Here is a 13,786-nt window from a genome sequence, read left to right as displayed (position 1 = left end):
TTTTTATTTTCACATAAATAACTTAATCCATCATCATATATTATAACTATTTAACAAATACTTTCATTATCTCATTTGCTGAATTTGTATCCAAACGCCATTGATTTTTCCCGAATTTGATCATGTTAATCGTTACTATTTCTTCGGTACCTGAAGTTTTTGCTTCTGGTATTATTTTTATTAAATAATCAAATAAACGGTTTTCTAATTCATCTTGGGTAATATTTGGATTCTGGCTTGCAATCATTCTACCTTCGCTTTCAATTTTAGGTTTCAACTCACTTAGCATAAGTGGTTTAGCTTTTAATTCCACCTGTGCTTTATCATCTCTTGTAGATAATACTTTCGTTTCAAATTTTACATTTTGCTGAAATGCTACTTTTAAAACATTAAAGTAATTTATAAGTGCTTGTTCATTAATTCGATTGCTATATGTTCGTACAGTTGATTCTTTAAAACCATCTTCTACATCACGAACAAATTGAGCACCTTCTTCGCCTGTCAAATCATTAATTTTTTCAACGTCTTTATTATAATAGGCAGCATTTAAATATGCAGTTAGAGCCTCAGCAGGTTTTTGTAACTCTTTTGATTTTTTCACTAATTCTTTTCCTTGAATTTTAAAGGAAACCTTCTCTTCTTTATCTTTTTGCGGATCAATAATGTATTTTTTGTAAACTAATTCATAAGAAGAAGCTTCGTTCACATAATAATAAATCGATCCTGATACTTTTTTCCCTTTATCCACATCACCTGATTTTAAGAAATCTTGATCACTCGTATAAAGAGGTTTCATTTTTTCATCATTTTCATACAGTGAAAAATCAGTTGGCATTATTTGAATTGTCTTATCACCTGTATTTTTTAAACTCACTTCAACTTTTAGAATTTTTTCATTTGTTGGTTTCGAATATTGTTCTGGTAACACAAACGCTGCACTTTCTAATTCAAGTTCAACATTTTTTGATTTTGCAGTGTCACCTACTTCATATACTTTTTTCTCTTTTGATTCTTTTGATTCTTTTACTTCTGTCGAACTTTTTGATGAATTGCACCCGCTTACAAAACCTACTGTAAGAAGAGTTGCAAGACAAATACCTATGAACTTTTTCATTTGCATATTATGTCTCCACCTTTTTCCCTAAAATACTTTAATATATTATCTTTAATCCCTTTCCAATTTTATAACAAAACACCAACATTTGTATATAGTGTACCATTCATATTTTGATAAAATAAAAAAATGTTAACTATATAAATCCATTTTGATTTTTCGACATGTAAGCCGCGGCTATGGATAACAAAAGGTGACCTGCACTCGTTTTCTCTCTTTGTTTTCACTATGTCTGGGGCAGGAAAAGGATCTGATCGCTTCTATGCATGGCCGGATGCTCTCTCACACCTAAAAAGAAGGGTTTTATGTCGGTTTTTTAATTTGTATTTATATATAATATCGCACGAGTTACTATAACCTTGCTTATCGGTATCAATAAAAAAAGGTTCATCTCGTATTTCCCTTATGTAAATTATGTAATTACAATCTTGTCTAATACTTTATTAGATAGGATGAGGATAGAAGGAAGAAAGTGGTTGTACCGATCAAGTTTAGTTACAACATTTTTTTGGGACACTACCTTCTCAAGAATAGAATTTCACTATTCTTGTGGTATGTCATGTATAATAATGATAAAAGGTATGTGAGGGGGGAAAAGAGATGATCGTTCTTTGGATGATTACGCTTTGTACGACAGCTTTTTTTGCATATATGACGTTAATACAAAGAGGCCTAAAGCGCTTTATTCCAGGAAGTATTCTTGCAGGAATTGCCCTTATCACATATGTAACTTCTATTTTTATTGAAAATATTTCAGTAGGCTGGAGCGCAAGTTTTGTATTTTTTTCGATTACATTGTTTGCAGGTGCAATAGTGGTTTTAATGGTTGCTGGTATTATTTTGTTTATTCATATGAATTCGGAAACATTATAAGATGAAAATTGCATCTGAGGGGTCTACTTCAGAGTATATAAATAAAGAAAGGCATGAACATCCTTGATGTTCATGTCTTTTGTCCGTTCAATTATGCGTTGTCTTTTGATGCATTTTGTTGCTTCAATAGGTCGCGAATTTCGCCAAGAAGTACTTCTTCTTTTGTTGGTTCTGGAATTTCTTCTGCTTTTTCTTCTTCTTTTTTGAATGATAGCTTGTTGAAGAGCTTAATGAACATGAAGATAGAGAAGGCGATAATAAAGAAGTCAAAAACGGTTTGAATGAACGCGCCGTATTTTAATGTTGCTTTCCCCACAGGGTAGGATAGACCTTTGAAATCAACGCCACCTAATAAAATTCCGATCAATGGCGTAATAACATCATTTACTAATGAAGAAACAATTTTACCAAATGCACCACCGATTACAACCCCGACAGCTAAATCAACAACATTCCCTTTTAAGGCGAACTTTTTAAACTCGTTCCACATTTGTGATTCCCATCCTTTCCACGATTCAGTATGAAATTTATAATTTCTATCAACATATTCTATAGAAATTTGTGCTAGAAATAAAGGGGAAATGGGAATGAAAGTAAATTCAGAAAACTGCATGCGCTTTATTCTTTAAAAGCCCAATTGGTGAGGGCTGATGATCAGTGGGGGATGAAGAAAACCCCCACTGATTAAAGTTTCACTTTATCTTTCTATATGAGATTGTAATAGTGATTGAAGCATCTGCTGTGATTTTAACCCTTCTAATCCATCAACCATTGGTTTTGTATTACCTTGTACACAATCGATGAAATGGTATACAGCACCTTCAAAACCACGCTGTTTTAACGTTGTTTCCCATGAAGGTGACCCATTTTGTGTAACGCTATTATCTTGTTCTACTTCTAATGTATTCATATTTTTCACACGAATAATTTTACCAGTTGTAACAAGCTCGATTTGTTCTAAATTCGTACCAGCATGGCGATGCATAGCGGTAGATAGTAATGTACCGTTCGTACTTGTATAGGTATGATGTCCATAAAGGAGTTCATTTTTCTCATTTACTTGTATCATATCGTGTACGAGGTGAAGGTCACCATTTGCTAACCAGCGAGCTGTATCGACGATATGTAAATAATCATCAAGCATTGTAAAGTCATATGTATATGGTCCCACTTTGTTTGTACGATGTTTTTCAATACGAATCCATGATAGATCATTTGCGTGTTCTTTTGCTGCAACATACATAGGAACGAAGCGACGATTGAAGCCAACCATAAGTTTTCGATTATACTTTTCACTAAGTTCTACTAGTTTCTCAGCTTGTTCCACAGTAGCGGCTAGTGGTTTATCGACATAAACATCGATTCCTTTTTGAAGAAGTTCAGAAACGATTTCATAATGAGTCGCAGTGGAACTATGTACAAACATTGCGTCGCATTCTGAAGCGAGTGTTTGTAGGTTAGAGAATTCTTGAATACGATATTGCTGGCAAATGAGCTTACGTTTATCAGGATTTGGTGTAAACGCTCCTACAAATGTCCAATCTGTTTCCTTTGTAAGTGTTGGAAGGTATGCTTTTTGAGCAATGCTCCCAAGTCCAACCATACCAATACGAGGTTTGTTCATGTGTTTTCCCACCCTATAATGAATTTATATCTGTTGTCTAATCTTGTAGTTATGTGTGACAAATTTAATGTAGCATAGCTAGTGAATAGAAACAAAAATTTAGTGTTGCGTGAGTTTACTCATATAGAAATGGAAAATGCTTGAGCTTCTGTATGTGAAGTTCAAGCATTTTTTTGTGTAATAGAATAATAAAAGCTTTTTATAACAGATAAAAAGTTAGTTTTTTCTTCTAAGAATGGATAATGATTGCTATTTTTAAATGAAATAAATATAGAGCTTGGTAAGTTGTAGTGCTTCTTTTACTACTTCTAAATCTTCAATCGTTTCTCTCATACTTAATTCTTTTTCAGTTCCAGATTTTACAGAGTGTCCAGCGTCCCTTAAATTGATAAGAAATACTTGGTGGGTATGAATAAAACTCTCAGCAAAATAATCACCCGTTTTATTAAATTGTGAGTAATGATGTGTAACACAGCGTGGTTCGCCATCTCCTCTTATAAAGATTTCAAAAATACCGCGTTTCGTGTGTATCAATTGCTGTTTCCACATAAATATCATCCTTCATGAAATTAGAATAGGAGAGATCTCCTATTCTAATGGTTTAATACAAAGCTTTTTTTGTATTATTCCGAATAATCTCAAGAGATTTTGCCACTGTTAATGCATTCTTCTCTTCAATTTCTTGCTTTCGAGGGATGGGGTTATACATGTTGTTCGGATCTTCCCATGTGAGGGGAAGTTCAACTGGTGCTTGTCCTTTCCAAGCTTCGATCCATTCTGGTGGGAGATAACCTGAGATGTTTTGGATGTTGTTCATTTCTAACCAAATGAGTGCCCAGGCTCTTGGGACGACGCGCCATATGTCGTAGCCACCACCGCCAACAGCAATCCAGCGACCGCCGCAGTATTCATTAGCAATTTCGCGTGCAAGCTTTGGAATCTCACGATAAATTTGTATAGTTGAACAAAGATGAGTAAGAGGATCATAATAGTGAGCATCAGCTCCGTTTTGCGTTAAAATAATATCCGGTTTAAAGTAAGCTGCTACTTCTCTTACAACGGTGCGATAGGATTGTAAAAAGGATTCATCTTCTGTAAAGGCATCCAGCGGAACGTTAAACGAGTAACTGTAGCCAACACCTTGACCACGTTCGTTTACGGCGCCTGTTCCAGGGAATAAATAGCGTCCTGTTTCATGTAGTGAAATCGTACAAACGTTGGGATCATCATAAAAGGACCATTGTACACCATCACCGTGGTGCGCATCTGTATCAATATATAAAACACGAAGACCGTATTTTTTCTGCATATATTTAATTGCGATAGAACTATCATTGTATATGCAAAAGCCGGATGCTTTGCCGCGAAAACCGTGGTGTAAACCACCACCTAAGTTTAAAGCATGTTTTGCTTTCCCTGAAAGTACTGTATCGACCGCGGTTAATGTTCCACCAACAAGCAGGGCGCTAGCTTCGTGCATGTGAAGGAACATTGGTGTATCTTCTGTTCCAAGCCCGTAGGACATCGCTATCGACTTTTCTAATTTTCCTTCTCCAGCACGTTTTACCGCATTTATGTATTCCTCTGTATGAATGAAAGCAATTTCCTCATCTGTTGCCATTCGTGGTGGAATGACTTGAGAAGGATGAATGAATCCACTCTTTACTAATAAATCATAGGTAAGTGTAACGCGAAGCTGATTAAAAGGATGTTCAGGGCTAAAGGAATAGCCCCGAAAATCATCTGAATAAATGAAGGCGCTCTTCATGCCTGCATCCCCATTATATTTGGCCATAAAACATGGTAGCCTTTTTTCTCTAACTCTTCAATTACCCTTAGAGGATTCATCGTTTGGATGCGGAAAACGAGTACTTTAGCGCTCTCGTCTTTTGCTGGATAGACGAGAACGCTCACGATATTAATATGGAGCTCACTAAAAATAGCGACTACTTTTCCAAGAATACCAGGTTCATTTTTTACTTGAATTTCAATTTGTGAACTTGGCTGATGAGCACCTGTTAGCTTGACAAGTGTGTGCAGCACTGTGGATTCTGAAATGATTCCAACGAGCTTTCCGCCCTTTGTAACAGGAAGGCACCCGATTTTGTTTTCGAAAAATAAAGTTGCAATTTCTTCAACAAAATCAAGAGGATGGCATGTCATCACAGGTTGTTTCATAATTAATTGGATGGGTTGTTTTAGCATATCTAGTGAAACCTGTTCATCAAGAATGGACGGACTTGCATCTCGTACGTCGCGGTCGGAAATAATGCCGACTACGTTGTTGTCATGATTGACAATGGGAATGTGCCGAATGTTATTTGTGCGTATTGTCCGTATTGCTGTTTCTATCGTATCATCTGGGTGCAGTGCTATTACATCATGATTCATAATTTCTTCTACAATCATTCTATATGCCTCCCTTCTTAATACATAAAACGATTTTGAAAGCGTAAGCGGTCAAATGCTTGGATGGAATTTGTGTCTACCCGATTGCCGATGCGAACCATTAAACAGTTGGCTGGATGCGAACAAATTTCTGGATCATCTGTTGCCATCCATTCTAAGCCGCCGGCATTCATCATTTTTTCCATTACTTTGCGGTATTCCCAAACATTTAAACCAGTTTGTTTTAAATCCCAGTGCCAATAATATTCAGTCGTTAATATAATATAATCTTCCATATGGTCATCCATCATGGAAACTTCTAATAGATTTTTTCCGACAGAGCACCCACGAAATGCTGGAATGACTTCGATTGCCCCAAGCTCAATTAAATTCTCCATGTTTCCTTCCGACCATCGTTCTAGCGGATCGGGATATAGGTATGTAACATAGCCAACAATTGTTTGTTCGTGTCTCGCAATAATGAGACGAGCTTCTGGTAATTTAGAAATTTCGACAATTGCTTTATATTGTTGATCAGCAGGACGAAACGCAACTAAGTCTGAATGAAATTCATACATTTTGAGATTATGTGTAGACACAGGTCCTTCAATCACTAAGGTTCCTTTTGCTGTTTTTAAGTTTCTTGCATTATATATTTTTTTATGAATCAACGTTTTACTCACCACCTTGAGGGTTTGTGAATCTACTATATATCGTACTTTATAATATATGCGATGTGAATCGAATTTTGTCAGTAAAAATTTGTCTAAAAATCAACAAATATACTGAAAATTTTAAATAATGTTATTATAATAGATAATAGAATACATAGGAGGGGGATGTAAAGTATGAAAGTAGAAACGCTTCCGGTCATTAAAGGAGAAAATAATTTGTTGAATTATGAAGAAACATATGCAAACTTTAACTGGGAAGAGGTTAATAAAAATTTTTCTTGGTATGAAACAGGCCGAGTAAATATGGCATATGAGGCAATTGATAAACATGCGAAATCTGATCGAAAAAATAAAGTGGCGCTTTATTATCAAGATGGTTCGCGTAAAGAAAAATATACATTTAAAGAAATGAAGGAATTCTCTAACAAAGCGGGTAATGTCCTGAAAAACTATGGTGATGTGGAAAAAGGAGATCGCGTTTTTATTTTCATGCCGCGTTCACCAGAATTATATTTTGCACTTCTTGGTGCAGTAAAATTAGGGGCAATTGTTGGTCCGTTATTTGAAGCATTTATGGAAGGCGCAGTGCGTGATCGCTTAGAAGATAGTGGAGCAAAGGTTTTAATTACAACACCTGAATTGTTAGAACGTGTACCACTGAATGATTTACCAGCGTTAAAAACAGTCTTTCTTGTTGGTGATAATGTAGAAGAAGGCGGAAAGCTTGTTGCTTTTAACTCATTATTTGAACAAGCTTCTAATAAGCTGCAAATCGAATGGCTGGACCGAGAGGATGGATTAATTCTTCATTATACATCTGGTTCTACAGGAAAGCCAAAAGGTGTTCTTCATGCACAAAATGCAATGGTGCAGCATTATCAAACGGCAAAATGGGTGCTTGATTTAAAAGAAGACGATGTATATTGGTGCACTGCTGACCCAGGCTGGGTGACAGGAACTGCTTATGGTATTTTTGCACCATGGTTAGTAGGCGGCTCAAATGTTGTTTTAGGAGGACGTTTTAGCCCAGAGACATGGTATGAAGCGTTGCAAGATTACGGTGTAACCGTTTGGTATAGTGCACCAACAGCATTCCGCATGTTGATGGGAGCAGGAGAAGGAGCGATTAAGAAATACGACTTATCAGCGCTGCGCCACGTGTTAAGTGTTGGTGAACCGTTAAACCCAGAAGTAATTCGCTGGGGAATGAGCGCATTCGGCCTTCGTATTCACGATACATGGTGGATGACAGAGACAGGTGGACAAGTTATTTGTAACTATCCTTGTATGGAAATTCGCCCTGGATCAATGGGGAAACCAATTCCAGGTGTGAAGGCAGCGATTGTTGATAATGAAGGCAATGAAGTACCGCCATATACAATGGGGAATCTAGCGATTGCGAAAGGCTGGCCATCGATGATGCGCGCAGTTTGGAACAACCCGCAAAAATATGAGTCTTACTTTATGCCAGGTGATTGGTATGTATCAGGTGACTCTGCATATATGGATGAAGATGGTTACTTCTGGTTCCAAGGACGTATTGATGATGTAATTATGACATCTGGTGAGCGCGTTGGTCCATTTGAAGTAGAAAGTAAATTAATTGAACACCCTGCTATAGCGGAGGCTGGTGTAATTGGTATTCCAGACCCGGTACGCGGAGAAATTATTAAAGCGTTTATTGCACTACGCGCAGGATACGAAGCATCTGATGAGTTGAAAGAAGAGATTCGTCAATTTGTGAAAAAAGGCCTTGCAGCTCATGCGGCGCCGAGACAAATTGAATTCCGAGATAAATTACCGAAAACGAGAAGTGGTAAAATTATGAGACGTGTTTTAAAAGCGTGGGAGTTAAACTTACCAACAGGCGACTTATCTACGATGGAAGATTAAGCAAGAAAGGTCTGAATCATATATGATTCAGACCTTTCTTGTTTCAGTTATTGGGAAATGCTATCATAATAACGAGGAACTTATATATACGTGTTTAATAAGGGGATGTTATTGTGAGAACTGAAAAAGAAAAAATGATACAAGGTGAAATGTATGTGGCTGCTGATTCAGTGCTAGTACAAGAGCGAGAGCATGCTCGTATATTAACAAGAAAACTAAACGAAACGGTAGAAACGAAATACGAAGAACGTCGTTTAATCGTAAAAGAGTTATTTGGATCAAGTGGGGAGAATATTCATGTCGAGTCTGCTTTTAAATGTGACTATGGCTATAACATTCATGTTGGAGAAAACTTTTATGCGAATTTTGATTGTGTGATTCTAGATGTATGTCCTGTTACGATAGGTAAGAATTGTATGTTAGCTCCGGGTGTCCATATTTATACAGCAACACATCCGCTTGATCCGATTGAACGAGCTAGTGGTACTGAATTTGGAAAGCCGGTCATAATGGGTGATAACGTATGGATTGGTGGAAGGGCTGTTATTAATCCTGGTGTAACGATTGGACATAATGCAGTTATTGCCTCAGGTGCTGTCGTAACAAAGGATGTGCCTGATAATGTGATAGTAGGAGGAAATCCTGCGCAAGTGATTAAAAAAATAAAATAATTTCTTTTGAACCGTTTGCCTCTGTCGGTTGTATAAGTTTATGACATGATAGATTAGGGTGTTAAGTGATAATAAAGTTGTTTAATTTACAATAAAGTTATTGAAAAAATAAAATAGTTGTTTAAAGACATAGGTGGTATGCAATTATTCATACTGCCTATTTCCATTTCATGTGTAATTAAAGTTAGAATATTTCGGTATTTATTAATTTAAGAATTGAGTAGGTTAACTAACAAATAAAATTAATGGGGTGATGCTTTATGTTCATAGTGGTTTTTATTTCAGCACTGTGTGGATTAGTTAGTGTGGTTGTTTCAACAATTTTTGTTGTAAAAGCGTCAAAATCTAAGAACTTAGAAAGAAAATGATAAATGTAGGGGGCTATTATTCAATTTTCGACTCTCGAATTAAACAACTTTATTAATCGTTCTTTAGAGAATAGTTCACACAAGTATTAACTTTTAACCAGCTTTAAAAGCCTTATATTATTCAAATGATTGGTAGACTACGGTATTTTTCAAGATAAAATTAAACGACTTTATTGTTTCTTTACATAGGGGGGCAATTTATATGGCGAATAAATGGATGTTTACTTTGGCTTTATTAGGCATTGTAGTGGTAGTTACTTGTGGTATGTTGTTACCTATTGCGATTGGATTTAAGGTTTCAATGATTGCAGTAGGGATTATAATGATTATCATATTTTCTATTATCATACCATTTGATAGAAAGTACATCGTTCGAAAAAATGGATTTAAAATCGATTTTACAAAAACAAAAGTGTATTTTCGCTGGAATGTATTTGATACAATTTCCGTCTGTGTTGCGGTGTATGCTTGTATATGTGTTCAGGTGCTCAATTTATTAGTTTCAAGTGGATTTACAATTCAAAACCCATATGTACAGTTTTTTACGAATCAATCACAAATTTGGACATTAGTCGCAAGTATTTATTTAATTAGCCGAGTCTCTTTAACGTTAAAGGGAATAAAGGAGATTAAAAAACATGGCGCAGATTGGGATTGAGGAAGAACTCATGCTTGCATATCAAAATGGAGATAAGCAGGCGGGAGAAAAACTATATGTCTTAATCAAACCAGCGTTATATATTTTTTTATATCGTTTTAATCGTGATGAGCAATTAAGCATAGATCTCGTTCAAGATACGTTTCTTACATTAGAACGGAAGAAACATATGTATGAGCTTAACAAAGGAAAGATCAAAACATATTTGTTTCAAATTGCATACCGGCTCATGATTAATAAATTGAATCGCAGAAAAAAATGGCGGTCTCTTCTCCCGTTTTTTGTTCCGATTCAAGAGAAGGAATTTTCAAATGAAGATCGTCTTACTGTTCGGGAAGCGGTTTTGAAAGTTCCTGAAGAACAGCGCGCCGTTATTATTCTTTCTTATTACCATGATATGCCTCATAAAGAAATTGCAGCCGTACTTGATATCCCAGTGGGAACAGTTAAATCGAGACTGCATAATGGTATCAAAAAATTAAAACAGCTGCTGGAGGTGGATGAAATTGAACGAAAATCCCTTTGATAAAGAGTATACATTGCAGCAGCATTTAGATAGCGATCATGTTGAAGTTCCTGAATTTCCAAGGAAGGCTAATTTCGGAGATCGATTTTTACGTTTTTTAGCATCGCCTGCGAAAGACCCGATTGAAGCGACGATTGGCAACGATCTATCAATCGTTTTTCATATATCTCTATTAGCAAGTGTTCCCTTTCTTTCTTTCATTACGATATTGATTGCCAGTCTGTAAATCAATTTGCTAAACTCGAGAGTAGCGAACTACCTATTAGGTGAAAAAAAGCGGTAATGTGAAAAGAAACGTGTACAAGAAAGTGTACACGTTTTTTTATTCTCTTTAAAAATTCATTGGTGTGATGTACAGCAATTCTTTACTTTTCTTGATATAGATCAAGGGGATTGAGAATGAAAATCAATTAAAATAAAAGAAAAAAATAAGAGGTGTTTTTATCCCGCTATTTGCAGATAGTAATATCCCTACCTCAAAATTCTAAGTGGTGAATGAGGTAAACCTCTACGGATCAAAGTTTCCCTTTATATAAGCTGTTTATGCTAGGGGATGGAGGGTGCTATGTTATAATGACGATTGAATAAGTCGGTGGCACAAGCTATATCGATTCATTATCAGTGCAAAGAGAGGAGCAAGAAAAATGAGAAAAAGTAAATTATTCATTACATCCTTATTAATGATTATAACGATGTTTGTTTTTGCGGGATGTCAAGGTAAACAAGATGAGGCAAAGAAAACAGATACGAAAGCGCCTCAAGTAACAATTGAAGTAACAATGGACAACGGGAAAGAAACTGTTGCGAAAGAAAAAGTAAAAGTGAAAAATGGTGAGAAGTTATACGACGCAATGAAAGAAAACTTTAAGGTTGAAGACCAAGATGGCATGATTACATCTATTGAAGGAAAAAAACAAGATGTGAGTGCAAAGAAATATTGGATGTTTGACGTGAATAAAGAACCCGCAATGAAAGGTGCAAAAGACATCGAATTAAAAGATGGTGATGTGATTACTTGGGATTTGCATGAAGCTAAGTAATAAGTTTCAGTATATCCCATTAACTAATGTGAGAAGTATTGTATTAGTAGCAATGTTAGCTAGTTTAACAGTTGCGGGACGCCTTATATTTGCATTTATTCCAAATGTGCAACCAATGACAGCGATTATAATTATTATATCACTTATAATGGGGAGAAAATATGGGGTCATTATAGCTATACTATCAATGATTTTATCTAATTTAGTATTAGGAATGGGATGGTGGACCATTTCGCAAATTATTGGATATTCAATTATTGCATTGTTAACTGGTAGCATAATGCGTTCTTTATTTGAACGTATCCCACATATTGTAATGAGTTTATATGCTGCATGTATGGGGTTATTATATGGTTTCATTATGGCACTTTGGCAAGCGCCAATTTACGGTTTTAAATATTTTTGGGCGTATTGGCTTGCTGGAATACCGTTTGATCTATATCATGCAGGGGGGAATTTCGGATTTTATTTTGTGTTAGCTCCAGTTTTAATTCCGTTATTGAATAAACGATTAGAAAAATATTATCGCGTAACAATTTAAAGAGAAGGCTTTGTAGAGAGAATCTGCAAAGTCTTTTGTTTTAAAATTTTCTGTATGTTCATATGGAATTCATAAGAAAGAGGTATGATGTATGTATTCCAATTGATAGAAGGGTGTGATAAAAAATTATGTCACTAGAAGCGTTAATTATCTTTTCTTTGCTGAACGCAGGTCAGTTAGCAGGGAACACTCAAGGTGAAGTTCAACAGAACCCAAAGGATGAATATGTGTATATAGAAAAACAAGACGATGGTAAATAAGACTATTTTATATATAATAACGAAAAAAGCCGATCCAATTGATCTAGATCATTATGTTTTTATGAAGAAAAAATGGCATGTTTCTGTGGGAGTAATGATTAGAAGGGCATACAATTTAGGGGTAATCACTTTCAATCAATATTCGTATTTGCAAAGACAAATGAGTAAAAATGGTTGGAGAAAAAAAGAACCACTAGATGGACAATCTAAGCCTACAAGCCCAGTTTTAATTAAAAAATCAATTCTTACATTGCTTGAAAATGATGTTTTTGATGGTAATAGCATTTTAGCATTTTAGAAGAACTTTCAAACGAGTATCAATTAAGCCTACGTGAAGATATGTTTGAAGCATTGACTGGTTTAGAAGAAGGGACACTTGCTAAATTTAGAAACGATAGTTCTAATGTTGTATTAGCATTGAAAAGAAATACTAATATTATATCGAATAAGACAGTATAAAGTTTAGATAAATGAAGAAATCCGGCTCTTGTGAGTCGGATTTTCTTTTTTTTACATTTAAGATAAAATTGCCTTTCTTAAATATAAAATTATGAATAGATAGGAATTAATTCTTGTTTAAAATCTTCATACATACCTAAAGCAATTTTAAAAATTTTTTCTAAGCTGTCATAATCGCTAAATAGTACTGGCTTAATTCTAGTATCTGGAGAAATTAAAAGTCTTGAATATAGACTCCATGGACTACCTAATCTTAGTTCATCATTATGATAAACTACCCAAGTAAAATCCAAAACGTTTACTTTAATACCAATATTAAAATAAAATAAATTTTCTTTTTTATCACCTATTTCTCCAACTTTTAAAAATTTTTCTTTTTTATCATAAACTGATTTATAACCTAGCTTTTCAAGTATTTGTTGAATTTCTTCAATATTGGGATTAGGAATGATTTCTTCGGCATCATAATTTTCTCTTGAAAAAGAAGAAAGTTCTGTGTATCTATTAACAAAGTCAATTTTTTTTAGTGCTGTTTCTATTTCAGGTTTTAATTTTAAGCTCATAATTATTCCTCCCTAAATCTTAATGTTACACCGTATTCTTCAGCTATTTCTTTATACTTTTCTATAATTAGATCGAATAAGACAATATAAATGGATTATGCTAACATAGCTGTAATTTTTAAAGAACACTGAAT

The 13,786-nt window shown here is 35.1% G+C and carries 16 protein-coding genes and 2 pseudogenes; 10 read left to right on the top strand and 8 right to left on the bottom strand.

Annotated features, from left to right (window positions below):
- Positions 1–46: 46 nt before the first annotated feature.
- The gene (locus QUF99_RS24290; protein ID WP_289373505.1) at positions 47–1,120 is read right to left on the bottom strand and encodes a DUF5105 domain-containing protein; all 1,074 of its coding nucleotides are present in this window, start codon (positions 1,118–1,120) and stop codon (positions 47–49) included.
- Positions 1,121–1,714: 594 nt separating this feature from the next.
- On the opposite strand from QUF99_RS24290, the gene QUF99_RS24285 reads away from it, so the two are divergent.
- Positions 1,715–1,987, top strand: coding sequence for a DUF3917 domain-containing protein (locus QUF99_RS24285; protein WP_289373504.1), 273 nt, complete (start codon positions 1,715–1,717; stop codon positions 1,985–1,987).
- 91 nt (positions 1,988–2,078) lie between these two features.
- Here the strand turns inward: QUF99_RS24285 and mscL are convergent, their stop codons facing one another.
- From mscL to QUF99_RS24255, 6 genes and pseudogenes are all read right to left on the bottom strand, one after another.
- The gene (mscL, locus tag QUF99_RS24280; protein WP_289373502.1) at positions 2,079–2,477 is read right to left on the bottom strand and encodes a large conductance mechanosensitive channel protein MscL; all 399 of its coding nucleotides are present in this window, start codon (positions 2,475–2,477) and stop codon (positions 2,079–2,081) included.
- A 207-nt stretch (positions 2,478–2,684) separates the two neighbouring features.
- Positions 2,685–3,611, bottom strand: a complete 927-nt coding sequence (locus QUF99_RS24275; RefSeq protein ID WP_289373501.1) for a Gfo/Idh/MocA family protein — start codon at positions 3,609–3,611, stop codon at positions 2,685–2,687.
- A gap of 282 nt (positions 3,612–3,893) precedes the next feature.
- Positions 3,894–4,160 (bottom strand): annotated as a pseudogene (locus QUF99_RS24270) (alpha/beta fold hydrolase); the annotation flags it as partial.
- Between the two features lie 52 nt (positions 4,161–4,212).
- Complete coding sequence (locus tag QUF99_RS24265; RefSeq protein ID WP_289373500.1) at positions 4,213–5,379, bottom strand: acetoin utilization protein AcuC; 1,167 nt, start codon at positions 5,377–5,379, stop codon at positions 4,213–4,215.
- Positions 5,376–6,020 carry an acetoin utilization AcuB family protein gene (locus QUF99_RS24260; RefSeq protein ID WP_289373499.1) on the bottom strand — a complete coding sequence of 215 codons (645 nt, stop codon included), beginning with the start codon at positions 6,018–6,020 and terminating at the stop codon, positions 5,376–5,378. Before QUF99_RS24260 ends, QUF99_RS24265 begins: the two co-directional genes overlap by 4 nt.
- A 17-nt stretch (positions 6,021–6,037) precedes the next feature.
- Positions 6,038–6,670: a GNAT family N-acetyltransferase gene (locus tag QUF99_RS24255; protein ID WP_289373498.1), complete on the bottom strand. Its 633-nt coding sequence runs from the start codon at positions 6,668–6,670 to the stop codon at positions 6,038–6,040.
- A 177-nt stretch (positions 6,671–6,847) separates the two neighbouring features.
- On the opposite strand from QUF99_RS24255, the gene acsA reads away from it, so the two are divergent.
- The 9 genes and pseudogenes from acsA to QUF99_RS28600 form a co-directional block, all read left to right on the top strand.
- Complete coding sequence (gene acsA, locus QUF99_RS24250; RefSeq protein ID WP_289373497.1) at positions 6,848–8,566, top strand: acetate--CoA ligase; 1,719 nt, start codon at positions 6,848–6,850, stop codon at positions 8,564–8,566.
- A 110-nt stretch (positions 8,567–8,676) separates the two neighbouring features.
- On the top strand, positions 8,677–9,237 hold the full coding sequence (locus QUF99_RS24245) for a maltose acetyltransferase domain-containing protein (protein ID WP_289374759.1): 561 nt from the start codon (positions 8,677–8,679) through the stop codon (positions 9,235–9,237).
- A gap of 570 nt (positions 9,238–9,807) precedes the next feature.
- Positions 9,808–10,263 (top strand): hypothetical protein, encoded by a 456-nt coding sequence (locus tag QUF99_RS24240; protein ID WP_289373495.1) that lies wholly within the window; start codon positions 9,808–9,810, stop codon positions 10,261–10,263.
- Complete coding sequence (locus QUF99_RS24235) at positions 10,244–10,789, top strand: RNA polymerase sigma factor (protein WP_289373493.1); 546 nt, start codon at positions 10,244–10,246, stop codon at positions 10,787–10,789. The genes QUF99_RS24240 and QUF99_RS24235 overlap by 20 nt, the downstream gene beginning before the upstream one ends.
- Positions 10,770–11,015, top strand: a complete 246-nt coding sequence (locus QUF99_RS24230) for a hypothetical protein (protein WP_289373492.1) — start codon at positions 10,770–10,772, stop codon at positions 11,013–11,015. Before QUF99_RS24235 ends, QUF99_RS24230 begins: the two co-directional genes overlap by 20 nt.
- Positions 11,016–11,433: 418 nt before the next feature.
- Positions 11,434–11,829: a DUF4430 domain-containing protein gene (locus QUF99_RS24225; RefSeq protein ID WP_289373490.1), complete on the top strand. Its 396-nt coding sequence runs from the start codon at positions 11,434–11,436 to the stop codon at positions 11,827–11,829.
- Complete coding sequence (locus QUF99_RS24220) at positions 11,816–12,370, top strand: ECF transporter S component (protein WP_289373489.1); 555 nt, start codon at positions 11,816–11,818, stop codon at positions 12,368–12,370. Before QUF99_RS24225 ends, QUF99_RS24220 begins: the two co-directional genes overlap by 14 nt.
- Positions 12,371–12,498: 128 nt before the next feature.
- Entirely contained in the window at positions 12,499–12,630 is a 132-nt protein-coding gene (locus QUF99_RS24215) for a transporter (RefSeq protein ID WP_289373487.1), read from the top strand.
- Between the two features lie 34 nt (positions 12,631–12,664).
- A pseudogene (locus tag QUF99_RS28600) lies at positions 12,665–13,089 on the top strand (XRE family transcriptional regulator); the annotation flags it as partial.
- An 89-nt stretch (positions 13,090–13,178) separates the two neighbouring features.
- On the opposite strand, the gene QUF99_RS24205 reads toward QUF99_RS28600, so the two are convergent.
- A complete protein-coding gene (locus QUF99_RS24205) occupies positions 13,179–13,652 on the bottom strand; it encodes a hypothetical protein (RefSeq protein WP_289373483.1) in 474 nt (157 codons plus the stop codon).
- Between the last annotated feature and the right edge of the window lie 134 nt (positions 13,653–13,786).

The sequence above is a fragment of the Bacillus sp. DX4.1 genome (assembly GCF_030348195.1).
Classification (GTDB): Bacteria; Bacillota; Bacilli; order Bacillales; family Bacillaceae_G; genus Bacillus_A.
Note: the sequence above shows the minus strand (reverse complement) of the source record. Positions and strands in the feature narration are given on the sequence as shown.

Excerpts from the sequence above, each read along its gene's own strand:
- QUF99_RS24235 (WP_289373493.1), top strand. The coding sequence starts at position 10,244 with ATGGCGCAGATTGGGATTGAGGAAGAACTCATGCTTGCATATCAAAAT.
- QUF99_RS24290 (WP_289373505.1), bottom strand. The coding sequence starts at position 1,120 with ATGCAAATGAAAAAGTTCATAGGTATTTGTCTTGCAACTCTTCTTACA.
- QUF99_RS24215 (WP_289373487.1), top strand. The coding sequence starts at position 12,499 with ATGTCACTAGAAGCGTTAATTATCTTTTCTTTGCTGAACGCAGGTCAG.
- QUF99_RS24285 (WP_289373504.1), top strand. The coding sequence starts at position 1,715 with ATGATCGTTCTTTGGATGATTACGCTTTGTACGACAGCTTTTTTTGCA.
- QUF99_RS24275 (WP_289373501.1), bottom strand. The coding sequence starts at position 3,611 with ATGAACAAACCTCGTATTGGTATGGTTGGACTTGGGAGCATTGCTCAA.
- QUF99_RS24205 (WP_289373483.1), bottom strand. The coding sequence starts at position 13,652 with ATGAGCTTAAAATTAAAACCTGAAATAGAAACAGCACTAAAAAAAATT.
- QUF99_RS24225 (WP_289373490.1), top strand. The coding sequence starts at position 11,434 with ATGAGAAAAAGTAAATTATTCATTACATCCTTATTAATGATTATAACG.
- QUF99_RS24240 (WP_289373495.1), top strand. The coding sequence starts at position 9,808 with ATGGCGAATAAATGGATGTTTACTTTGGCTTTATTAGGCATTGTAGTG.
- QUF99_RS24260 (WP_289373499.1), bottom strand. The coding sequence starts at position 6,020 with ATGATTGTAGAAGAAATTATGAATCATGATGTAATAGCACTGCACCCA.
- QUF99_RS24220 (WP_289373489.1), top strand. The coding sequence starts at position 11,816 with ATGAAGCTAAGTAATAAGTTTCAGTATATCCCATTAACTAATGTGAGA.
- acsA (WP_289373497.1), top strand. The coding sequence starts at position 6,848 with ATGAAAGTAGAAACGCTTCCGGTCATTAAAGGAGAAAATAATTTGTTG.
- QUF99_RS24265 (WP_289373500.1), bottom strand. The coding sequence starts at position 5,379 with ATGAAGAGCGCCTTCATTTATTCAGATGATTTTCGGGGCTATTCCTTT.
- mscL (WP_289373502.1), bottom strand. The coding sequence starts at position 2,477 with ATGTGGAACGAGTTTAAAAAGTTCGCCTTAAAAGGGAATGTTGTTGAT.